The sequence below is a fragment of the Marinoscillum luteum genome, from assembly GCF_044005705.1.
Classification (GTDB): Bacteria; Bacteroidota; Bacteroidia; order Cytophagales; family Cyclobacteriaceae; genus Marinoscillum; species Marinoscillum luteum.
This window is the reverse complement of the sequence record NZ_JBIPKE010000007.1, coordinates 93227-115677: the sequence shown is the minus strand read 5'-3', so window position 1 is coordinate 115677 and position 22451 is coordinate 93227. Positions and strand designations below refer to the sequence as shown.

The window sequence follows — 22451 nt, the reverse complement described above, 5'->3', positions numbered from 1 at the left end:
GAGATGGACAGCTTGAAGTGAAAATCACAGGTACTCCGGGAATCGATGTGACTGAATACCTCTTCAGATGGTGGGCTGGTACCGATACCACTATCGCAGCTATGGAGATCACAAACGCTGCCAACTTCGGTGGTACCATCGATGTGACTGCTGCGGACTCTTCAGCCATCGAAGGGCTTCCTTCAGGTAAGTACACCGTAGTGGCTTATGATGCCAACGATCCTTACAATGGATGTAAGTCTGTTGCCACATACACGCTCAAAGAAGACAATCCGGTCTATCAGATCAAACGCGTTGATATCATCACCACTGATGATACCAACTGTGATAACAACAATGCGAACGGAACCATCAAGATTACCAAAATATTCATGGATGGCATTGCGGTTGACCTGAGTGTAAGTGGAGGAGATTATGCCTTCACCTGGGCCGGGCTGAATGTTGGTGCAATTCAACATCCTGTGAATTCAGTGAATGACAGTGTGTCCAGTGTACTACCTGGCACTTATACGGTATACGTAGAAAACCTGGTGGACAACCTCTGTCGTTCGCAGGTCGTCAATGTAACTGTTGGTCAGGATGGAATAGAGCCTACGTTCGACACTCCTGTGGTTACTGAGGATACGTACTGTACTGGTGGAAATGGGTCTGTCACGCTGGCTATCCTGGCACCTGATACAGACGAAGCAAATTATGACTTTAGCTGGTATGAAGGAACTGGTACTGCTGGTACATTCAGAGGTGATCTGAGTGGAGTGGGCAACTTCTCAGCTACCAACCTAAACGCTGGATTCTATACCATTGTGGTGACTGCTCAGGCTACGGCATCCGAAGGAACCGGATGTACAGATATGATTGTAGTAGAAGTTGAAGATAACCCTGATGTGATCAAAATTGCTGCCAATCAAATTGTAGGAACTCCTATCACTGATTGTAGTCCACACAATGGACAAGTGGTTGTCAACAACGTGACCTTGAATGGAGCATTAGTTGGAACAGCAGGTTACACCTTTACCTTATATGAAAGCGATGGTGTCACTCCAAGTGCTTCCACATTTACCGGAGCTAGCACCTCTGCTGACCTATCTCCTGGCACCTATTTCGTGTCGGCCAATGACGCTGTAACAGGTTGTACTACACCGCTAAGAAGTGTAATCATTGACTATGATACAGAGCAGCCTACTTTGAGTATAGCACTGGATAGGTTGAATTCTTCATGCGATGTGGCCAATGCTGACGGACAGTTGACGCTCTCAATTACCGGAGCTGATATGGATGCCAACTATACCATAGACTGGTATCTGGGTACCGTTTCTAATCCAGGAAGTGCAGAACTATTAGCCGATGGAGTTCCATCAGCAGGTGGATTCACTCCTTCAATTACCATTTCTGGCACCACCCCTCCTACTTCTACTATCAGTGGGTTGGCTACTGCCAGGTATTTTGCGAGAGTGACGGACACTACTAATCCGAATGCCAATTGTAATAATGTAATTGCTAAATCCGTATTACAAGACTCCACATTTGCCATCAACATGACACTGACAGCCAATAGTCAGACCAACTGTACTGCGAACGGAGAGGTAGTGATCAACAGCATTACATTGACTACTCAGGATGGTCCAACATCTGTCTCTGGTGAAGCAGTGGATGGTGGTGTAGCCAACCTGATCGGAACATATGATCTGCAGTTGCTAAACGCAAACCAACAACTGATCACAGCTGTAACTACAGATGCGGATCTGCAAGGTCTAAGTGAGGGTAACTACTTCATCAATGCTACGCATCAGGTGTATGATTGTGAGTCTAATAGCTTCCCATTCCAGATTGTGGAAGACATAGCTTACCCTGAAACATCTGTGACTACTATAGAGCCTAATACAAGCTGTACTACTACAGGCGTTGGTTCTATTGAGATTACGTTACTGACCGACGGGGTGGCCAACGCTTATACTGTGGACTGGAGAAATGGAAGTTTGCCAACTTCCCCTGCTGTAACCCCAGCAGAAGGAACAGCTTCTTCATCAGCCAACACCTTTACCTTAAGCGGCCTTTCTGCAGGGAACTATACGGCGGTAATCTCGGATGTCACTTCCGGATGTTCTGTTAATTTCACTTATGAGGTACTTGAGAATCTAAGCTACCCGACCATCAATATTCCAGATGGACAGGTCACTCACAATACACTATGTGGAGCCGGAAATGGAGCGGTTACGATAGATGATAACGACATCACCTATCAGGGTGCTGCAGGCCTGGTTGCTGATTACGACTGGACGATTACCTCAAGTATTGGACAGGCTGGCTTCCCTCAAGTATTAAATGCTCCCGCGGCTATCAGTCTTTCAAATCTGTTACCAGATACCATCACCTTCCTGGCCACTCATAGGGTGACGGGATGTTCGAATGGGTCTCTTGAGTTGATCATTCTGGATAAGAGCAGACTTCCTGAAATTGATTCACTGGTGATGATCCCTAATGCCAACTGTGATGGTGGAGGAATCGCGCAGGGATTGATTGAGATCAGAGAGATTGATGGAATAGCTCCTTCTGCTGGAAACTATGACTATCAGTGGTATGTGGGTACTTCTGCGAGTGCGGGCAATGAGGTGAGTGTGGTACTTGGAGAGTCCGATAGTACTGAACTTGTGCAGAACCTGCCAGATGATTTCTATACCGTAGAGATCACAAACAACAACACCGGATGTGTGTCTACACAAACGATCGAAGTTCAGAACGATCCCGATTACCCGATTATTATTTCTTACGAAGTGAACAAAAACCTGACTTGTTTCACTGTTGGAAATGGCTCTTTTGTCATTACCCAGATAAGATACCAGGGTACTGACCTGAGTATGGGTAACAGCGCAGATTCATTGACCATAGTAAGTGATTACACCCTGCTGCTATTCGCATCAGATGGAGTCACTCCGATGACCGATGGGGACCCTGCTACCACAATGAAACTTGATAGCTTAAGTGCAGGTACTTACTATGCTGCCATAAGGAAAAATGATTCTAATTGTGATTCTGAAAAAGTACAATTTGTGATAAAGGACAATCCTTTCTACCCTCAGATTCAAATCATCCAGGTAGAAGCGGACTCTACGTGTTCGGAAACAGGTACCACTCCAAACGGAATGCTATTGGCAATCCCGGACAATGCTAACGATCCGATTCATATTGATTCGTCATATACCTTTAACTGGTATGAAGTGGATCCAGGCACCAATGCCAGAATCACAGGAAGCATATCGTCCAACGATACACTCAGCGGACAATATCAGGGTAAGTTTGAAGTGGAAGTTGTGAATGTCAATGTCGGTTGTCTATCCAACGCCTACTTCACGCTGACCAATGAACCTGAAGAACTGAGGATTGTTGCTATTGATTCGGTGAGTATGACTGCTTGTTCGCCTTCCAATGCGTTCTTTGAGGTAACAATGATCAATATTGGCAATCTGACAGACTATACTTACTATTTCTATAATGGTGATCCTACCATTGGAAACCCGAATGACTCATTGATCTACAGTGGCCCTAGCCCGATCCTTTCATTTAATGATACAGGATTTGATGTGGTGCCTGATGAATACTATGTGATTGCTGTGAGTAACATTACCGGATGTAGTACGGATATCTATCAGATTGAGATCACAGATGAGACTACCAGACCAGGAATTACACTTGAAGCTTTCTCTCTTCAAACCAACTGTGACCCTGATAATCCAAATGGCTCACTTACCGTGAGTGCCAATGGCTCTCAGGATAATACATTGTACACTTTTGAGTGGACCAACTCTGCTGGTATCGTTGTAGAAGCTAACAATGCGACAGCTGATAGCCTGGCGGCGGACACTTATACCGTGACCATCACGGAGGTGGCAACCGGCTGTTCGGTTTCGGAAAACTACACGATGATTGATGATTATCCAGATCCGTTGAAACTATCAGTTACTTCTGAGGGTAATTCAAATTGTGTAAATCCTGACGGTAGACTGGCGGCCAAGGTGAATAACATCCCTGATGGCAAGTCAGCATCTGATTATCAGTTCTACTGGTTTATCGGTGATCAAACCGCGGGTACTCCAGATCCTACACAAGCGGATTGGATCGGAACAGTATACTCAGGACTTGAGGCCGGTACCTATACTGTCTATGTAGTAGATGGAACAGACGCCTTCTGTACTTCTGTACCTCGCGCTGTTACGGTCAAAGACCTGCGAGATACTCCTGACTTTAGAGTGGACATCATCAATGATGTGACCATTTGCTATCCTACATTACCAAATGGAAGAGCCACTATTGGTTTCACAGAAGGCGAGCTATTCAGATATACGTTCCTTTGGTATGAAGGTGCCATCTCTGATACAACCGGACTCTCTCCATTTGTTAGCAATAAGCAGAGTGTGGATTCACTGAATATCGGAGTATACACTACGGCGGCTATTGACAAAATCACCGGATGTATAGGATATCAGCAATTCAACATCATGGATGCAACGGAAACCGTTGGGCTCCCTACTTTGGTGAAGGTGTCTGACCGAACCAACTGTATCTACCCTGATGGACGTGCATTAGCCAGAGTAAATGGAAATACCGAAGGCTATACTTTCAACTGGTACGAGCAGGGCAACCTGACAACTCCGGTATTTACGGGCAGCGATGTGTCTACCCTGGATACCACAACCTACCTGGTAGAGGCTATCAAAATCTCAACCGGATGTGTATCTGCGAGAGTTTCGGTGGAAATCCTGAATGGCATTGAAGATCCTGAATTCGAAGTATTCACCACGGGGTCCATTTGTTTGAGAACAGAAGACGGTGCAGCAAATCAGTTCAACGGAACGGCTGATATCTACTTTGAGGTATTCCATGAGATAGATACAATCTCCTGGATTAATCCTGATGGAATTTCAGTCTCTAGTGATGTGAAGTTGATTGGAGCTGAGCCAGGCATCTGGAGCGTTTGGTTTAGATCTGACAATGGATGTGATTATACACGTGAATTTGAGATTACCGCTGCATTGAAAATCTACAATGGTATCTCATCCAATGGTGACGGAAAGAATGACTTTATGATCATTGATTGTATTGACTACTTCCCTAACAACCGGGTGAGTATCTATAACCGCGATGGTTCTCTGGTTTACGAAACCAAAGGTTATAATAACATCGACAGAAGGTTTGACGGTACGAGTAATGTGGGCAGAAACGGATTGAAACTGCCGGTAGGTACTTACTTCTACTTCATTGATAAAGGCGATGGAACTGAAGTAGTGAATGGATATTTAGAGTTAGTTCGTTAATTTACACTGATGAGCATGAAAAAATACATAGCAGGCATTTTGTTCATATTGAGTGGGGTCATAGCATCTGCCCAGATGCGGGCCCTCACCTCTACTTACCCTTTTAATGGTTTATTGATCAACCCTGCTTATGCAGGCAGTCTCAATGTTTTTTCAGTCATAGCTGTACATCGAGAACAGTGGATCAACGTGGAGGGTGCACCGGTCTATCAGGCGCTTACGGCCCACTCTTCTTTCAATTCGAACAGAATTGGTGTGGGATTGCAAGCGACACGTGACCAGGTAGGCATTACGGAAAGTGTATCTGTGTATGGCAGCTATGCTTACAAAATCAAAATGAGTTTCGGGATTTTGGCCATGGGCCTGCAGGGAGGCTTTGACAGCCGGGCCTCTGATTTCAGTAAACTCTCTGTCTTTGATGAAGATGACCAGTTGCTCTCCGGTACTGTAAACCGCTTTACTCCAAATTTCGGGACCGGGCTATACTTCGCTAATCCACATATGTATGTGGGGTTTTCGGTACCCTATATTCTGGAAAACAGAACACTTGTGATTGATGAGAGTGATGCCGTAGCAGCTGATTCCAGAGAAAGCAGATATTATTACGCCACTGGTGGGGTGATTCTCCCCCTGACCGAATCTATCAAGCTATCTCCTTCCATCCTTTTGAGAGGACAGGAACAAAACAGATTTGCCTATGACATAACGGCAATGGTTATTTTTGACAATATCGCCTATGCCGGAATTAGTTACAGAAACTCTAATGACATCACCTTCATCGGTCAGTTAATTCTTAATGAAAACTTCCGTGTAGGGTATGCTTATGACGCTACCACCAGTGAGATCACTACAGAAACCAGCGGGTCACACGAGATTTTGGTCAACTACCGAATCAAACTAAGGAATTATAAGAAAGATCCTCAGTGTCCGGTTTATTTCTAGTGCTCGATTAGTTATTCCTCTTAGCTCCACTGAGATCCGTGAGGAGGGCATTGGTCAAGGAAAGTAACAAGCTAAAAAGCAGTGCCCACCAAAAACCGGCCACCTCAAATCCGGGAATAATAGCATCAGCTATTAAGATAATTAAGGCGTTGATTACCAGGAGAAATAATCCCAAGGTGAAAACCGTCAAAGGAATCGTCAGCAGAATAAGAATTGGCTTAATGGTAAGGTTCAGTAGGGACAGCACCAAGGCCAGTATTACAGCGGCCAAAAATCCCTCCACATAAACACCGGGAAGCAAATACGACACGATAATAACGGCCAATGCTGATAAAAGTAATCGGACAATAAAGTTCATAGCTTTTCTATTTGATTGGTTAATGTACGTTGAGCACTATACCTCGTATCGCTCTTTTAAAATATTCCAATGATGTGCCAGGTGGCCTCCGAGAATATATACCAGAGCTCTTACTGAGAAAATCACTTCGTTGGATTGCCCCGTGTACTTTGTTTGCTCTTCGGTCAGTGATTTGATTAATTCGATGTTTGCTGCCCTGAGTCCCATCAACTCTGCCCTCAGGGAAGTGATACTCCTCGCTTCGAAAAACGAATTTTCCACATATGTATTTTGGTCAAATCCAGGAATGGGGGTCTTATCTTGTCTGGAAAACCGAAGAATCCGATAAGCCATTACCCGCTCCGTATCTATTATATGACCCAATACCTGAGCCACGGTCCACTTCCCTTCATGGTAAGCAAAGCTCATTTTCTCCTTTGGTATCTTTTCGAGATACGTAGAGAATGAGTCTGACTGATCTGACAAATAATCTATTACATCTTGATCTCCCACCAATTCAATATATCCTCGGTAGAAGTTGGCGTACTCTTCAGGTTTGGGTTTACCTATCTTATTCATTTTTGAACCAGTTTGCATATTTGATATAATTACCGGCAATCCTCAGCAGCATTTCCCGATTTTTGCCTTCCACATCCTTTACCTTTCTAGCGGGCACTCCGGCATAAATACTGTTCTCTTCCACAATAGTGCCTTCCAGCACCACCGCTCCGGCTGCCACGATGGCTCCTGTCTTAATCACCGCTCCATCCATTACCATAGCGCCCATCCCAATGAGTACCTGATCCTGAACAGTACACCCATGCACGATGGCATTGTGCCCAATGGACACATCACTCCCAATATTGGTAGGCGCTTTTTCAAAAGTACCATGAATCGTGACATTATCCTGAATATTGGTACGATCTCCTATTTTGATGTAGTTAACATCCCCACGGATGACTGCATTAAACCATACTGTACATTGCGCTCCCATGATCACTTCACCCACGATGGTTGCATTTTCGGCGAGCCAGCATTCCTTCCCTATTTCAGGAGTATAACCACGTACAGATTTTATCAAAGCCATAAATCATCTCTTTTTTAAACTTCCTAACTTGTCGGCTGTTAAGGTAATGTTTTAAAACAAAAAATGAAATCAGGAATATGAATGCCCCCACAATGAAACTTATGATTGGCCTATTCACGCTGACCTTGATCTCCTCATGCTCTACTCCTACCGAAAAAAACCTGGAAGCCGGGGCAGAGCAAGAGGTCGTGTCTGTATCAGAAAAAGCCACATGGATTGATATTGATACAGCTTCGTCTGTGGTTACATGGATCGGAAGTAAGCCTAAAGGTCAACACAATGGAATCATTCCCTTCACTACCGGTCAACTTGCTGTACTCAACAATGAAATTGTTGGTGGAAAATTCGAAATGGCTGTTCGAAGACTACAAGTGATGGATCTTATGAAAGATCCTGCAAGGAGTAAGAAGCTAAAAGACCACTTGATGTCAGAGGATTTCTTTGAGACGGACAGTTTCCCCACTGCTTCCTTTGAGATTGTAGAAGTAACTCCTTTCGATTCAACAGCGCTGCCAAAAGACACCCAGGAATTCGAATCTGAGTACACGCCAGCCACATTGAGTTCATTCATGGTTGCCAACCCTACACATCTGATTACCGGAAACCTGACCCTGAGAGGTGCTACCAGAAGTATTACTTTCCCAGCCGATATAAGCTTCAATCCAGAATCTATCCGTGCAGAAGCCAAATTCAACATCGATCGGACAGATTGGAACCTCTCCTACAGTGATGAGGCCAGTGTGATAGACAAAGCCAAGGATCGGTTCATTTATAACACGGTGAATGTGGGACTAAACCTGGAAGTGACCAGATAAATTTAGCCTCAGAAATACTGACAAGATGTCATTGTCTTAAGTTTGCTACTTATCTTTGCCCATTAAATAATTGACCCACTATGACTCAGTTGATAGAGGACCTGGAAATTTTGGACCAAAGCAATGACGTGCAGGAAGAGCACTGTGAGGTAAAAGTTTCGAAAGAAAGTAATAATCAAACAGCCAAAAAACTTTACATAGAAAGCTACGGCTGTCAGATGAATTTCTCTGATAGCGAGATCGTTACATCTATACTCCAAAAAGAGGGATTCGACACCACCGCTTCATTTGAAGCTGCAGATGTGATTCTCCTGAATACCTGCTCTATTCGTGAAAAAGCGGAGCAAACCATCAGAAAAAGGCTTACCCAGTTTAATAAAATCAAGCTTGAGCGGCCAGAAATCACCATAGGTGTACTGGGCTGTATGGCCGAGCGCCTCAAAAGCAATCTACTGGAAGAGGAGAAAATTGTTGACCTGGTGGTAGGCCCGGATGCCTATAGAGATTTGCCTAACCTTGTAAGACAGGCCGAGGAAGGTCAAAAAGGCGTAAACACCTTCCTTTCTCGTGAAGAGACCTATGCAGATATCTCTCCGGTAAGGCTCAACTCCAATGGAGTGACTGCTTTCATCTCCATTATGCGTGGCTGTGACAACATGTGCTCCTTTTGCGTGGTGCCCTTCACCAGGGGTCGGGAGCGCTCAAGAGACCCTCATTCCATCATCAGCGAAGCCCAGGATCTTTTTAGCAAAGGGTACCGCGAAGTGACCCTCCTGGGGCAAAATGTGGACTCTTATAAGTGGTCACCGGAAGAAAACAACAAAGCCCGACTGGAAAAGCAAGAGGTAAATCAAGTCGTCAATTTTGCTAATTTGCTGGAAATGGTGGCGCAGGTACACCCTGAGCTGAGGGTGAGATTCTCCACATCGCACCCCAAAGACATCACCGACGAGGTGCTTCATACAATGAAGCGCTATGAGAACATCTGCAAGTACATTCACCTACCGGCACAGAGCGGCAACTCACGGGTACTGGAACTAATGAACAGAACCTACGATCGGGAATGGTACATCAACCGAGTGGATGCGATTCGTGAGATCCTTGGAGAAGATTGTGGCATCAGCTCTGACATGATCACCGGATTTTGTACCGAAACAGAGGCCGAGCACCAGGACTCACTTTCTCTCATGGAGTATGTGCAGTACGACTTCTCGTACATGTTTTTCTACTCTGAGCGACCAGGAACACTAGCGGCCAAAAAATACAAAGATGACATTTCATTGGAAGTCAAAAAAAGAAGGCTTCAGGAAGTCATAGACACCCAGCGCGGGCTCTCGCTGGCCAGAAACCAGCGAGATATCGGGAAAACATTCACGGTGTTGGTTGAAGGGTTTAGCAAGAGATCTAATGACGATCTGCAAGGCAGAAACACTGCCAACAAGGTGGTCATTTTCAAAAACAATGGAGCTAAAAAAGGCGAATACGTTCAGGTGAAAGTGTATGACTGCACTGCAGCTACACTATTCGGGGAGGTGATAGCATAATGGATTACAAAACAAGTTCGGAAGTACAGGCTGTCAAGCAGCGTTTTGAGATCATTGGTAACTCACCAAAACTCAATAACGCTATCAGAATAGCCATGCAGGTAGCGCCTACTGACATGAGTGTGCTGATCTCCGGAGAAAGTGGTGCGGGCAAAGAATCCTTTTCCAAGATCATTCACAGTCTTTCTCATCGCAAGCATGGACAGTTTATTGCCATCAACTGCGGAGCCATTCCTGAAGGAACCATCGACTCGGAACTTTTTGGCCATGAAAAAGGAGCTTTTACAGGGGCGCACGAATCCCGAAAAGGGTATTTTGAAGTTACCAATGGTGGTACCATCTTCCTGGATGAAATCGGGGAACTGCCGGTAAGTACCCAAGCCCGATTACTCAGAGTCCTGGAAAACGGTGAGTTTATCAAAGTAGGTTCATCCAAGGTTTTGAAGACAGACGTACGGGTGATCGCGGCTACCAATGTGGACCTGAATGCCGCCATTGAGAAAAATAAGTTCAGAGAAGACCTCTACTACCGCCTCAATACGGTACCTATACAGGTGCCAGCTCTCAGAGAACGTGGTGAGGATGTCCTTTTACTTTTCAGGAAGTTCGCTTCGGATTTTTCCGAGACATACAGGACCAAACCTGCCTACCTCACTGAAGGTGCGCAGGAAATGCTCCTGAAGTTCAGATTTCCCGGCAATATACGTCAGCTTAAAAACCTGGTGGAACAAATGAGCGTGCTAGAGATGGAACGTGAAATTGATGCTGACACACTTCTGAAATACCTTCCTAAAACCACCTCCTACCTCCCTGCCCTTATTGGGAAAACGGAGAATTCAGAGAACTTCTCAGAGCGTGATCTACTCTACAAAGTTCTTTTCGATATGAAAAAAGACATGTCCGAGATGAAATCGCTGATCCATGAGATTTTGTCGGAGGATGGCTCCCGAAGTGAAATTTTGTCCCAACATGAGCGTTTGTTCAATGATGTAGAGGCCTATAACAGGCCCGAACGCAATGAAGACTATGACCATCCACCCATCAAGCCGATCATGCTGGAGTCTACCAGGGAGCAAAATACCCGTGACCGGATTGTTGAGGACGAATACGACATAGAAGACATCACACATGAAACCGACGATGGTGATTCCCTTTCTCTTGAAAAGAAAGAGAAGGAAATGATCATTATGGCATTGAAAAAGAATAATAATAAAAGAAAGTATGCAGCCAAAGATCTGGGGATTTCTGAAAGAACACTTTATAGAAAAATCAAGCAATATGAGATTGATAGTATTTAGTGCCCTGCTTGGCTCGCTCGTCATTCTTTCAGGGTGTGGCGTCTATAGCTTCACAGGGGCTTCCATCTCTCCCACCGTGAAGACCATCTCCATTCAAACCTTTTTTAATAATGCCACTCTTGGTCCATCCAACATGAGTGTGCTTTTCACCGAAAGCATCAAGGATTACTATCAACAGAATACCAGTCTGTCTCTGGTGGATGACAATGGTGATCTGCAAATAGATGGTTATATCGCTGATTATACCATTACACCTGTATCGGCCACTGCTTCTGGAACCGACGATCAGGCTGACTTTGCCAGTATGTCAAGAATCACCATCACTGTCTTTGCCAGCTATATCAATACGCAGGATGACGAGTTTGATTTTGAGCGAAAATTCTCCTTTTTCAAAGATTTTGACAACTCTCAGGACATTTCATCCGAAGAACAGGTCCTTGTAGAGGAGATATTTGACCAAATAATCCTCGATATATTCAATGCCTCTGTGGCAAATTGGTAATTTTTCTTAATTTAGATTTTCACCGAAACATAAATTCCTGTGAACAAACAGAAATTCGTTGAGTATTTGAGGACGCCTTCCGATCTGGACACGGAATCTTTGGGACAGTTGGAAGCACTTGTCAATGATTATCCCTACTTTCAGGGTGCAAGGACCCTCTTAGCAAAAGGTAGTAAAATCCTGAAGTCTAAAAATGCTGGCGCGAACATCTCCTCTGCCGCTGTATATGCTACCGATCGTGCCTTACTCAAGCGATACATCAATGATGAATTAATTTTCCTGAGTCCACTGACGGTGCATGAGTCTCACGAAGCAGACAGAGAGCGCGACCTTACCGACACCATCAAAACCAACAGAATCACCACTGCCCAAAGTAAACAGATCACCAAAGAAGAACCTCCCAAACCAAAGCCTCAACCGAAGCCCATCATCCAGGATGAGGCACCTGCTCCAGAGCCTCCAGTGCCAGAAACGAGCAAATCCTCTGATTTAGATCACATCATTGATGAGCTCTATCGCGATTTGGAGGAATTAAAAATCAACAGAGCCAAATTCAACAAAATAGAAAATGAACTGGCTGAAGAAGAGGCTGTGGACAATGCGGTCAAAAAAGCTACGCAAAAGACCACTGCAGCCCCTGAACCGGAGGAAACAAAAGAAGTAACACCTGAATCTGCTGCTTCTTTCAAAGAGGAGCCCATTGAAGCTGACACTCCTGAGGAACCAGTAGCAGAGGAAGAATCTGAAGTGGCAGAAGCGGTGGAGTCACCACAGAAAGAAGAACCAACTGCCGAAAAAACTGACGAACCCCAACCAGATACGGATCCGGAAGAAGAGAAGCCTCGCGATATCGTAAGGAAACCATCCGAATCTCGATCGGCCAGGGTATCAAGGATTACAGAAGAGAATGAACCTCTGGAACCTAAAAAGACTAAAGCTGAGTCCAAAAAAGTAGCGAAGGAGCCAGCCAAAGCCAAAGCGACCAAAGCCGCTGGCAAAGCCAAACCAACAACCACTAAGCAAAAGCCCGAGAGCAAGAAGAAGTCTGCCGATACACCAAAAAAGAAAACGCAGAAAAAGGACAAGAAGAAGTCAGAAGAGGGCAATAAAAAGGACGACAAGGGTGAGCCCAAAAGGGTAAATCAGGACGATATCATCACCAATTTCATTAAAAGCAACCCGTCCATTTCGCCTGCCAGCAAATCCGCTGCCAATGCTCAGGTAGACCTTTCCGGCACCAGTACAGAGTTGCACCCGGAAATTGCCTCGGAGTATCTTGCCGAAATCTATTTGCAGCAAGGCAAAAAGGATCGTGCCGTTCAAATATATGAGGCCCTCATAGTGCGATTTCCTGAAAAAACAACTTACTTTGCGGACATTATCAAGAAAATAAACCAATAGATTTAGAATGTACGCCCTTATCATTAGCATTATCATCCTTGTAGCATTTTTGTTGATTCTTGTTGTTTTGGCCCAAAACCCTAAAGGGGGTGGACTTTCTAGCCAATTTGGCGGGGCTGGCACACAGCAGATCATGGGTGTGAAAAAAACGGGTGACATCCTGGAAAAACTCACCTGGGGTTTGGCTATAGCTATGCTTGTGCTCACACTTACTACCAATTTCTTTGTGGAAGATGACACCCAGACACTCACTTCTCCTAACATAGAAAGTGCCCAGGAGTCAGTGCTTCCTACTCAGAGCATCCAGTCAACAGAGCAGCCTTCAGGAGACCTTGGTCTTGAAGAAGATTCTGTTAATTAATCTCCTCTATCTTTCTTACGAGCATCCTCTTAGCCACAGGCAGTATGGTCTGTGGCAGCGGAAATTTCATTTTGCTCACGACCAGAAAAGTGGCCGGGTTAGGAAGTTCTCTGAACCTACGAACAAGGTCCATCTTGATCTGCTCATAAGTCCTGGAAATATCCCTGAAATCGTTGGTCAGAAAAGTAGTGCTAATGCCACGGTACTTTTCGTCAGCATTTTCGAAAACTGATATCTGGTATCGAAATACAGACACATCCCTTTTGGCATCCTGATTCACCAGTACATAGCCCTCTTTGGCATAAATCGGGGTAAGCCCCACTGCACTTACCTCCAGATTATCCTCCACCAGATCATACAGCTCCTTCCCCTCATTGATACTCCCCTCCAGCTTGGGTAGTGCAAACCCAATGATATCCTCAATTTCCTGCATCATCTCATCATCTTGTATCATTCGGTGATAAGTAAACTTCAGTTTTTTGAAGTCGGCACGAGAGATGGACTTAGGAAAATGCTCGTAGATAAGTTCCTTGTTTGATTTTACATTCAACAGGTTCTTATAGTGCATAATAAGGTCCGATAAAAACGGAAACAATTCTGCAGAGTCAAAATGCTGCTTGATGTCCTTTAAATAAGCCAACAGAACATACTTTTTATACTCGTAATCGATCATACCTTCTGTCAGCCAATCATGATTCAAATTTCCCATATGTCTATCAATTTTTATCTCCAAGAATTTAAACATGAAAATTCTAAATGGCAAACTGACAGACAGCCTGACATTGAAAAAATTACTCTGATATTTTGTCAGTATTTATCTGCCATTTATTGCCTTATCATCCCTTTTTATACGATTGGCATGTAAAATGCTACTTGGCCTATCAGCAATATTTTTTCATTAATTGACTAAACCATAAAATTCACACACATGTCAAAAGTTAATTTCAAACCACTAGCCGATAGGGTTCTTGTGGAGCCAGCGGCCGCAGAAGAAAAAACTGCATCAGGGATCATCATTCCTGACACGGCAAAAGAGAAGCCTCAAAGAGGTGAAATCGTAGCGATTGGTACTGGTAAGAAAGACGAGCCTATCAATGTAAAAGTAGGTGACCAGGTTTTGTATGGTAAATACTCTGGTACGGAAATCTCCATTGACGGTAAAGAGTATTTGATCATGAAAGAAAGCGATATCTACGGTATCGTATAATAAAATTCATTTATCACAATCTAAAAATTCAAATCATATACAATTATGGCTAAAGATATTTTCTTCAACACAGAAGCGAGAGATAGCATCAAGAGAGGTGTTGACATCCTTGCCGATGCAGTAAAAGTAACCCTTGGACCAAAGGGCCGAAATGTAATTCTTGACAAAAAATTTGGCGCACCTACAGTCACTAAAGATGGTGTATCGGTAGCCAAGGAAATTGAGCTGAAAAACCCAATCGAAAACATGGGTGCTCAATTGGTAAAAGAAGTAGCTTCAAAAACCGCAGATGATGCTGGTGACGGTACTACTACTGCTACGGTATTGACCCAGGCGATATTTGGACATGGTATCAAAAACGTAGCCGCTGGTGCTAACCCAATGGACCTCAAAAGAGGTATTGACAAAGCGGTGGCTAAAGTAATCGAAAACCTGAGAGCTCAGTCTAAGGACATCAGCACTTCAGAGGAGATTTCTCAAGTGGCTTCAGTATCTGCCAATAACGACGCTGAGATCGGTAAAATGATCGCTGACGCCATGGAAAAAGTGGGTAAAGATGGTGTGATCACTGTAGAGGAAGCCAAAGGAACAGAGACTGAAGTAAAAACTGTAGAAGGTATGCAGTTTGACAGAGGTTACCTCTCTCCTTACTTTGTGACCAACACAGAGAAGATGGAAGCTGAGTTGGAAAACCCATACATTCTTATCTATGATAAGAAAGTTTCCAGCATGAAAGAACTCCTTCCTATCCTTGAAGCAACTGCTCAGACAGGAAGACCTTTGTTGATCATTGCTGAAGATGTGGAAGGCGAAGCCCTTGCTACTTTGGTGGTTAACAAAATCCGTGGTTCATTGAAAATTGCTGCTGTAAAAGCTCCAGGTTTCGGTGACAGAAGAAAAGCAATGCTTGAGGATATCGCAGTGCTGACAGGTGGTACTTTGATCTCAGAAGAGAGAGGTTACAAGCTGGAAAATGCTACTTTGGATTACCTGGGTACTGCAGAGAAAATCAGCATCGATAAGGACAATACCATCATCGTAAATGGTGCTGGTAAAACAGAAGATATCGCTGCGAGAGTCAACCAGATCAAATCTCAAATCGAAAATACTACTTCTGATTACGACAAGGAAAAACTACAGGAAAGACTTGCTAAGCTTTCTGGTGGTGTAGCCATCCTCTACATAGGAGCTGCTACTGAAGTAGAGATGAAGGAGAAAAAAGACCGTGTGGACGATGCTCTTCACGCTACCAGAGCCGCCGTACAGGAAGGTATCGTAGCTGGAGGTGGTGTAGCCCTCATCAGAGCGCTTAAGGCCATCGAAGGTCTTGAATTGGAGAATATCGACCAGACTACTGGTGTGAAAATCATATACAATGCCATTCAGGCGCCACTTAGAACCATCGTGAACAACGCTGGCGGAGAAGCTTCTGTGGTAGTGAATGCTGTGAAAGAAGGCAAAGACGATTACGGCTTCAATGCTGCTACAGGTGAATATGTGAACATGTTCAAAGCTGGTATCATTGACCCTACCAAAGTAACTCGTTTGGCTTTGGAGAACGCTGCGTCTATCGCTGCACTCCTATTGACTACAGAGTGTGTGGTAGCTGATCATCCAGAAGAAGAAGCTGCTGGTGGTGGCATGCCAGGCGGAATGCCAGGTGGCATGGGCGGAATGGGTGGCATGATGTAATCCCATTTCCTCATTAAGAACAAAAAAAGCCCGAGCAATCGGGCTTTTTTTTTCTCCTCACTTTTTAGACCAGTCGCAATAAACATATCTTCACCAGATAACTCAACTCTTATGAAGCGACTATTCATTCTGGTACTATGTATTTTTTTCGGCTACATGTCTTTTGGGCAAGGCGTCTCCTTCTCTTACCTCATACCCAAAAACGGCTATCTCTCAGCACCTGTGAGCCCTTTTTCTGTACGAGGCATCGGCCTGGGCAACAAGATTGGGGTGGAGACCGGAGCCACCCTCTATAGCATCCCTGGCCTGGCCATGGAAAAACTCCCATTCGAATACGAAAAACCTCTCACAGGGCCGCATTATGCCCTGCTGGTCCCTATGGAACTCTTCTTTAAAATTCCATTTGGCCCCATGCAAATCAAACTGCTGGTTGGTGGTTTTGGTTGGTGGAATATCAACACCCGAATCAATGAAGGAAATATGGATCGGGCATTTAGAAATTATGAAGGCTGGGAAGTGCTCAACTCAGATTTCAAACTCAAAGACCAGCTGGGTCTTGGCTGGATGGCGGGGGTTGAATTCGAATTCAAAGTGAACGACAACTTCTCTATCACTGCAGAATCTCAATACCTCAAAGGGGCAGCATCTTCTCACCTCACGGGCTCTTACACAGGCGGCACCACTGCTTCAGGCATTCAAACCAAGACTGTCGATCTTGAAGACACGGCCATCCTGCTGGAGGGAATCGAGTTTTCAATTGGTGTCAAGTTTTCAAAATAAAAAAGCCGCTCGTAGCTGTAGCTACGAGCGGCTTTTTATGGCTATCGGACTATTGGCTATTACCTCACATTACCCATCCACCTTCTCATAAATCCGGAGAAGATCAGGAACATGATACCACTACCCACTCCCAGGAGCACTACTGACATGAACAGTCCCGGCACCTGAGAGGCGTCATTAGGGTCAAATCCACCGGCAAAAAGTCCCGCAATAAGGTTACCGAGGGCCGTGGCTACAAACCATATACCCATCATCTGGCTATAATATTTTCGAGGAGCCAGCTTAGTGGTGGCACTCAAGCCCACCGGACTCAAGGTCAACTCTCCTGTGGTATGAAAAAGGTACGTCACGATCAGCCAACCCATGCCCGCTTTGGTACCTTGTACCACAATTACAGCGGCGAAATACATAACCAAAAAGCCCACTGCCATCATGAGTAAACCAAAACCAAACTTGATAGGGGTGCTTGGGTTCATTTGCTTGGCTGCCAGTCGAATCCAGATCGCTCCAAATACAGGAGAAAGTATAATAATGAAAAACGGGTTAAAATTCTGAAGAATACCTGCGGGTAGTTCATACCCAAAAATCATCCGGTCAGTGTAATCTCTGGCAAACAGATTGAGGGTGGATCCGGCCTGCTCAAAGCCCGCCCAAAAAACTGAAGCCCCAATAAACAAGAGAAAGATCACAAAAACCTGCTTGCGCTCTGCCATATCCAGCCCTCCTGAGATAAATATATTGGCAAAATAAGCCAGAGTCACCACCACTATGAGGACTCCCACACTCTCTGCTATCCCACGCGCGGTGGTCACGTCCACAATACCCAAATATTGCATTACGAATATTAACAATATAGCACCTGCTGTCAGCGCATAGGTGAATGTGGCCCCACTTTTCTCTCCCGGTAGCTTCACTTTCTTCTCGGGCTTCATGCCTATGCCCTTGAGGGTACCCAGGGTGAGTTTATACTGGATCAGTCCGAGAAACATCCCAACCGCTGCAGCTCCAAAACCCATATGCCAGTCTACCTTCTCTCCTAAAAAGCTCACGACCGTTTGCCCCAAAAGAGACCCCAGATTGATGCCCATATAGAAAATTGAAAATCCAGCATCACGCTTCGCTCCTTTGTCATCGCCATAGAGATCCCCCACAATGGAGCTTATGTTTGGCTTGAGGAAACCCGTACCCATCGCCACAAAGCCCAGGCCGATAAAGAAAATCTCCTGCGAACCGGGTATGGCCAGAATCAAGTGACCAACCATGATTAGAATACCACCGTACCAAATAGATTTTTGTTGGCCGAAAACATTATCAGCCAGCCATCCACCGGGTAGAGAGAGGAGGTAAACTGCCGCAGTATACAAACCATAAACTGCCGCAGAAGTCTCCACATCCAAACCCAGCCCCTGCTGGGCCGTTTCTGTGGTCATAAAAAGGATAAGAATGGCCCGCATACCATAATAGCTAAACCTTTCCCACATTTCCGTAAAAAACAGGGTGGCTAGTCCCCTGGGGTGGCCAAAAAACGTGCTTTCAGAACTCATTGATCAAAAAAATAAAGTAGGTTAATGTTTATTTAAATACGCACTTTACGCAACCAACAATAATAATGAAATATATCTAGACCAAGGCATTTCAAAACTTCCTAAACCATATCACCCCTAAAGTTTCTCTTTTTGACGCATCCGGCTTAAATTTGTATTGCAAACGATTGCAAACAACAAAAAACACCTCACATACTGACCAATATCAGACTTATAAACAACCTATATATTGACCTTTGATTTGTTATTCAAAGGCTAAACCCCCGAAAACAATGAACGAAAAAGGATTAAAATCTCAGAAAGTAGGACTGGAGGCCGCCGGGATTCTCAAAGTGAAAGAGGCATTCTGGAACCTTAATGCCGCAGAACTGATTGAAGATTCAGTCAGAAATGGTGAGGGACACCTTACGGATACTGGCGCTTTGATGTGCGATACCGGAAAATATACCGGAAGATCACCTCAGGATCGCTTTATTGTGGAAGATGCAAAAACCCAGGACAAAGTATGGTGGGGTGATATCAACAGACCTGTGAGTCCGGAGAACTTCGATAAAATCCACGCCAAGATGCTGAAGTTTCTCGAGGACAAAAAAGTCTATGTACGTGACGCCTATGCCGGGGCGGATAAAACGCACAGGCTGAAGTTGAGAGTAGTGAACACGCTTGCGTGGCACAACCTCTTCTGCTACAACATGTTCATCACCCCTCCTGACTACAAACTGCAGGATTTCGATCCCAATTTTACCGTAATCTGCTGTCCTGAATTTGAAGCGGATCCAAAAACAGATGGCGTCAGACAGGGTAATTTCGCCATTATCAATATGACCAAACGGATCATCCTTATAGGTGGTACCGCTTATTCTGGGGAAATCAAAAAAGGCATTTTCTCAGTGCTCAACTTCCTGCTCCCCACCGAAGATCATGTGTTACCTATGCACTGTTCTGCTAATATGGGAGTTGAAAAACACGATACGGCCATTTATTTCGGACTTTCCGGAACAGGGAAAACCACCCTTTCAGCAGATCCGGAGCGCCTATTGATTGGTGATGATGAGCACGGATGGACCAACAATAACATATTCAATTTCGAAGGTGGATGCTATGCCAAAGTGATCAACCTTAGCGAGGAGAACGAACCGGATATTTTCAACGCCATTCAATATGGTGCCATTTTGGAAAACACTCGATTCATTCCAAATACCCGCACGGTAGACTATAGCAATACAGAGGTAACCGAAAACACCCGTGTCTCCTACCCCATCGAAAGCATCAAAAACATCGCTAAGCCATCCGTTGGAGGGTTACCGAAGAACATATTCTTTCTTACCTGTGACGCCTATGGCGTAATCCCTCCTATTCAGAGGTTATCCAAAGGTCAGGCCATGTATCACTTCATCTCCGGATACACCTCCAAGGTAGCTGGCACCGAAGCGGGCATCACCGAGCCAGTACCTGTGTTCTCAGCATGTTTTGGAGCGCCGTTCATGCCACTGCACCCTACTGCTTATGCAGAAATGCTGGGTAAGAAAATGGAGGAAAACGAAGTGAAAGTTTGGCTCATTAATACCGGATGGACAGGTGGCCCTTACGGTGTGGGATCCAGAATCAAACTCAAGTACACACGCGCTATGATTTCCGCTGCCCTTTCTGGTGTGTTGGAAAATGTGGGATACCGAACGCACTCCATTTTTGGTGCGGAGATGCCCCTGACGTGCCCGAATGTACCAAATGAGATTCTGAGCCCTCGTGAGACCTGGAAAAACGACGAAGCTTTCTACAAAAAGGCGAATGAACTTGCGCTGAAATTCAACAGGAACTTTGATAAGTTCAGAGAATATGCCAGCAAGGAGATCCTGGAAGGAGAACCGCAGCCTAATAAAAAGTACCCCATGAAAGTGGAGGCTTAAAATGAAAATGATTTAATCATGGATGGCAGTCAATTAATTGGCTGCCATTTTTTATTTTGCCCCCATGAAAATCGCAATTATCGCCCACGATGGCAAAAAAGCTGAAATGGTAGCATTTCTGCTCAAATACAAAGACTGGTTAGAAAAGGTAGAACTAGTCTCCACAGGAACCACAGGGTCGCACGTAGAAAAAGCTGGACTGAAAGTACATCGTTATTTATCAGGCCCGCTGGGCGGTGATGCTCAGATCGCAGCTGAGGCGGCTGAGAAGAAGCTCGACATGGTCATTTTCTTTAGAGACCCCATGGGCAAACACCCACACGAACCCGATGTGCAAATGCTCATGAGGATATGCGATGTACATGACATCCCATTGGCTACCAATCCTGCAGCTGCAGGGCTCATGATGAACTCGCTACTTAAGAAGATAGATAGCTAGACCATTAGTGCTCCGGCAATGGAGGCGGTCATCATCGTAGCAAGGGTGGCCGCAAATAATGCCCTAAGTCCCAATTTTGAAATATTACCCTGCTGTGTTGGAGCCATCCCACCAATACCACCAATCTGGATGGCAATGGAGCTGAAATTAGCAAATCCACAAAGGGCGTAAGTCGCTATTACGATGGACTTCTCATTAAGAGCTCCCTCAGCTACAAACTCTGACAGTCCCAGGTAGGCTACAAACTCGTTTACCACTACTTTTTGACCCAAAAGGCTACCCACCTGCAAGGACTCATTCCAGTCCACACCGATGACAAAGGCAAAAATCCTGAAGAACTGACCAAGTATATACTCTAATGAAAAACCATCGAAACTACCATTGGTACTGGAAACGATCACAGCATTCAGACCTGTGACATCACCAAGCGCCATCAGTATATAGTTGATCGCTGCAATTAGTGCAATAAAGGCCAACAGCATAGCACCAATATTTAGGGCCAGCTTCAAGCCCTCGGCTGCACCTCTGGCCAAAGCATCCACCAGATTCACCCCCATAGTATCTGAGGATACTGTCAAATCCGTATTGATCTGATCTCGGTTAAGTTCCGGCAACATGATCTTAGACATCACTATAGCTGCTGGTGCGTTCATAATAGAAGCGCTGAGCAGATAAGCTGCAAATCGTTCCTGGGCCACAGGGTCTCCGCCTCCCAAAAAGGCCACATAACCAGCCAGCACACCACCTGCAATGGTGGCCATACCCCCTGTCATCAGGCACATTAATTCTGAATTGGTCATTTTAGGCACAAACGGTCGCACCAGCAATGGTGCTTCGGTTTGTCCAAGGAAAATATTAGCCGCTGCTGAAAGAGATTCAGCCCCTGAAAGCTTCATTGTTCGTGTCATGATCCAGGCAATGCCCTTCACAATCCACTGAAGCACGCCGAGGTAATACAGACCTGAGGTCACAGTAGAGAAGAAAATAACCGTGGGAAGTACCTGAAGGGCAAAAATAAAGCCCATGTTCTCCGTGTCCATCAGGCTGCCAAACAGAAAGGATGCCCCATCTCCTGAGAAGCTCAGCAACACCACGAACTGACGGCTGATCCAATTGAACGCCTGCCGAACAAAATCTATCTGTGTAATCAGCAGACCAAATATCACTTGTAGCGCGATACCGGTAAGCACGAGCCTCCAGTCAACAGATTTTCGCTTAAGTGAAAAAAGATAGGCTACACCTACCAAAAATATCAGCCCAAATGCAGCCCTGAGTACATCCATCAA

General features: G+C 45.0%; 19 protein-coding genes. 13 read left to right on the top strand and 6 right to left on the bottom strand.

Translation table 11 applies throughout. From position 1 onward, the window contains the following. Positions 1 to 17 precede the first annotated feature (17 nt). Together ACHKAR_RS00935 and ACHKAR_RS00930 are read left to right on the top strand one after the other, a co-directional pair. The gene (locus ACHKAR_RS00935; RefSeq protein WP_395415788.1) at positions 18 to 5309 is read left to right on the top strand and encodes a gliding motility-associated C-terminal domain-containing protein; all 5292 of its coding nucleotides are present in this window, start codon (positions 18 to 20) and stop codon (positions 5307 to 5309) included. A 15-nt stretch (positions 5310 to 5324) separates the two neighbouring features. Further along, positions 5325 to 6251: a PorP/SprF family type IX secretion system membrane protein gene (locus tag ACHKAR_RS00930; protein ID WP_159580367.1), complete on the top strand. Its 927-nt coding sequence runs from the start codon at positions 5325 to 5327 to the stop codon at positions 6249 to 6251. A gap of 7 nt (positions 6252 to 6258) precedes the next feature. Here the strand turns inward: ACHKAR_RS00930 and ACHKAR_RS00925 are convergent, their stop codons facing one another. The 3 genes from ACHKAR_RS00925 to ACHKAR_RS00915 are packed head-to-tail and all read right to left on the bottom strand — an operon-like array spanning position 6259 to position 7675. Continuing rightward, positions 6259 to 6609, bottom strand: coding sequence for a phage holin family protein (locus ACHKAR_RS00925; RefSeq protein ID WP_395415787.1), 351 nt, complete (start codon positions 6607 to 6609; stop codon positions 6259 to 6261). A gap of 36 nt (positions 6610 to 6645) precedes the next feature. Then, complete coding sequence (locus tag ACHKAR_RS00920) at positions 6646 to 7167, bottom strand: DinB family protein (RefSeq protein WP_395415786.1); 522 nt, start codon at positions 7165 to 7167, stop codon at positions 6646 to 6648. Further along, positions 7160 to 7675, bottom strand: coding sequence for a gamma carbonic anhydrase family protein (locus tag ACHKAR_RS00915; RefSeq protein ID WP_159580373.1), 516 nt, complete (start codon positions 7673 to 7675; stop codon positions 7160 to 7162). Before ACHKAR_RS00915 ends, ACHKAR_RS00920 begins: the two co-directional genes overlap by 8 nt. Before the next feature lie 92 nt (positions 7676 to 7767). Between ACHKAR_RS00915 and ACHKAR_RS00910 the strand changes: the two genes are divergently transcribed. From ACHKAR_RS00910 to secG, 6 genes are all read left to right on the top strand, one after another. Further along, positions 7768 to 8490 carry a YceI family protein gene (locus ACHKAR_RS00910; RefSeq protein WP_395415785.1) on the top strand — a complete coding sequence of 241 codons (723 nt, stop codon included), beginning with the start codon at positions 7768 to 7770 and terminating at the stop codon, positions 8488 to 8490. 80 nt (positions 8491 to 8570) lie between these two features. Further along, the gene (gene miaB, locus ACHKAR_RS00905; protein ID WP_395415784.1) at positions 8571 to 10034 is read left to right on the top strand and encodes a tRNA (N6-isopentenyl adenosine(37)-C2)-methylthiotransferase MiaB; all 1464 of its coding nucleotides are present in this window, start codon (positions 8571 to 8573) and stop codon (positions 10032 to 10034) included. Then, entirely contained in the window at positions 10034 to 11332 is a 1299-nt protein-coding gene (locus ACHKAR_RS00900) for a sigma-54 interaction domain-containing protein (RefSeq protein WP_159580379.1), read from the top strand. The genes miaB and ACHKAR_RS00900 overlap by 1 nt, the downstream gene beginning before the upstream one ends. Next, positions 11313 to 11834, top strand: a complete 522-nt coding sequence (lptE, locus tag ACHKAR_RS00895) for an LPS assembly lipoprotein LptE (protein WP_395415783.1) — start codon at positions 11313 to 11315, stop codon at positions 11832 to 11834. The genes ACHKAR_RS00900 and lptE overlap by 20 nt, the downstream gene beginning before the upstream one ends. A gap of 39 nt (positions 11835 to 11873) precedes the next feature. After that, a complete protein-coding gene (locus tag ACHKAR_RS00890) occupies positions 11874 to 13235 on the top strand; it encodes a tetratricopeptide repeat protein (RefSeq protein WP_395415782.1) in 1362 nt (453 codons plus the stop codon). A 7-nt stretch (positions 13236 to 13242) separates the two neighbouring features. Beyond that, positions 13243 to 13596 carry a preprotein translocase subunit SecG gene (gene secG / locus ACHKAR_RS00885; RefSeq protein WP_395415781.1) on the top strand — a complete coding sequence of 118 codons (354 nt, stop codon included), beginning with the start codon at positions 13243 to 13245 and terminating at the stop codon, positions 13594 to 13596. On the opposite strand, the gene ACHKAR_RS00880 is transcribed toward secG, so the two are convergent. Beyond that, positions 13589 to 14305, bottom strand: coding sequence for a hypothetical protein (locus ACHKAR_RS00880; protein WP_395415780.1), 717 nt, complete (start codon positions 14303 to 14305; stop codon positions 13589 to 13591). The genes secG and ACHKAR_RS00880 overlap by 8 nt on opposite strands. Positions 14306 to 14524: 219 nt before the next feature. On the opposite strand from ACHKAR_RS00880, the gene ACHKAR_RS00875 reads away from it, so the two are divergent. The 3 genes from ACHKAR_RS00875 to ACHKAR_RS00865 all read left to right on the top strand — a co-directional run bounded on the left by ACHKAR_RS00875 (position 14525) and on the right by ACHKAR_RS00865 (position 17275). Next, entirely contained in the window at positions 14525 to 14803 is a 279-nt protein-coding gene (locus tag ACHKAR_RS00875) for a co-chaperone GroES (RefSeq protein WP_159580389.1), read from the top strand. 45 nt (positions 14804 to 14848) lie between these two features. Further along, on the top strand, positions 14849 to 16495 hold the full coding sequence (groL, locus tag ACHKAR_RS00870; protein WP_159580391.1) for a chaperonin GroEL: 1647 nt from the start codon (positions 14849 to 14851) through the stop codon (positions 16493 to 16495). 111 nt (positions 16496 to 16606) lie between these two features. After that, positions 16607 to 17275, top strand: coding sequence for a hypothetical protein (locus ACHKAR_RS00865; RefSeq protein WP_395415779.1), 669 nt, complete (start codon positions 16607 to 16609; stop codon positions 17273 to 17275). Between the two features lie 59 nt (positions 17276 to 17334). On the opposite strand, the gene ACHKAR_RS00860 is transcribed toward ACHKAR_RS00865, so the two are convergent. Then, entirely contained in the window at positions 17335 to 18819 is a 1485-nt protein-coding gene (locus ACHKAR_RS00860) for a peptide MFS transporter (RefSeq protein WP_395415778.1), read from the bottom strand. 272 nt (positions 18820 to 19091) lie between these two features. On the opposite strand from ACHKAR_RS00860, the gene pckA reads away from it, so the two are divergent. Both pckA and ACHKAR_RS00850 read left to right on the top strand, forming a co-directional pair. Then, entirely contained in the window at positions 19092 to 20726 is a 1635-nt protein-coding gene (pckA, locus tag ACHKAR_RS00855) for a phosphoenolpyruvate carboxykinase (ATP) (protein WP_159580397.1), read from the top strand. Positions 20727 to 20790: 64 nt separating this feature from the next. Beyond that, entirely contained in the window at positions 20791 to 21165 is a 375-nt protein-coding gene (locus tag ACHKAR_RS00850) for a methylglyoxal synthase (RefSeq protein ID WP_159580399.1), read from the top strand. Here the strand turns inward: ACHKAR_RS00850 and ACHKAR_RS00845 are convergent. Beyond that, the gene (locus tag ACHKAR_RS00845) at positions 21162 to 22448 is read right to left on the bottom strand and encodes a NupC/NupG family nucleoside CNT transporter (protein ID WP_159580401.1); all 1287 of its coding nucleotides are present in this window, start codon (positions 22446 to 22448) and stop codon (positions 21162 to 21164) included. The two genes, ACHKAR_RS00850 and ACHKAR_RS00845, sit on opposite strands and share 4 nt — an antisense overlap. Positions 22449 to 22451: the final 3 nt, after the last annotated feature.

Bases quoted from the DNA above. Each gene is read 5' to 3' on its own strand.
- ACHKAR_RS00930 (WP_159580367.1), top strand. From the start codon at position 5,325: ATGAAAAAATACATAGCAGGCATTTTGTTCATATTGAGTGGGGTCATA.
- ACHKAR_RS00925 (WP_395415787.1), bottom strand. From the start codon at position 6,609: ATGAACTTTATTGTCCGATTACTTTTATCAGCATTGGCCGTTATTATC.
- ACHKAR_RS00920 (WP_395415786.1), bottom strand. From the start codon at position 7,167: ATGAATAAGATAGGTAAACCCAAACCTGAAGAGTACGCCAACTTCTAC.
- ACHKAR_RS00915 (WP_159580373.1), bottom strand. From the start codon at position 7,675: ATGGCTTTGATAAAATCTGTACGTGGTTATACTCCTGAAATAGGGAAG.
- ACHKAR_RS00910 (WP_395415785.1), top strand. From the start codon at position 7,768: ATGAAACTTATGATTGGCCTATTCACGCTGACCTTGATCTCCTCATGC.
- miaB (WP_395415784.1), top strand. From the start codon at position 8,571: ATGACTCAGTTGATAGAGGACCTGGAAATTTTGGACCAAAGCAATGAC.
- ACHKAR_RS00900 (WP_159580379.1), top strand. From the start codon at position 10,034: ATGGATTACAAAACAAGTTCGGAAGTACAGGCTGTCAAGCAGCGTTTT.
- lptE (WP_395415783.1), top strand. From the start codon at position 11,313: ATGAGATTGATAGTATTTAGTGCCCTGCTTGGCTCGCTCGTCATTCTT.
- secG (WP_395415781.1), top strand. From the start codon at position 13,243: ATGTACGCCCTTATCATTAGCATTATCATCCTTGTAGCATTTTTGTTG.
- ACHKAR_RS00880 (WP_395415780.1), bottom strand. From the start codon at position 14,305: ATGGGAAATTTGAATCATGATTGGCTGACAGAAGGTATGATCGATTAC.
- ACHKAR_RS00875 (WP_159580389.1), top strand. From the start codon at position 14,525: ATGTCAAAAGTTAATTTCAAACCACTAGCCGATAGGGTTCTTGTGGAG.
- groL (WP_159580391.1), top strand. From the start codon at position 14,849: ATGGCTAAAGATATTTTCTTCAACACAGAAGCGAGAGATAGCATCAAG.
- ACHKAR_RS00865 (WP_395415779.1), top strand. From the start codon at position 16,607: ATGAAGCGACTATTCATTCTGGTACTATGTATTTTTTTCGGCTACATG.
- ACHKAR_RS00860 (WP_395415778.1), bottom strand. From the start codon at position 18,819: ATGAGTTCTGAAAGCACGTTTTTTGGCCACCCCAGGGGACTAGCCACC.
- pckA (WP_159580397.1), top strand. From the start codon at position 19,092: ATGAACGAAAAAGGATTAAAATCTCAGAAAGTAGGACTGGAGGCCGCC.
- ACHKAR_RS00850 (WP_159580399.1), top strand. From the start codon at position 20,791: ATGAAAATCGCAATTATCGCCCACGATGGCAAAAAAGCTGAAATGGTA.
- ACHKAR_RS00845 (WP_159580401.1), bottom strand. From the start codon at position 22,448: ATGGATGTACTCAGGGCTGCATTTGGGCTGATATTTTTGGTAGGTGTA.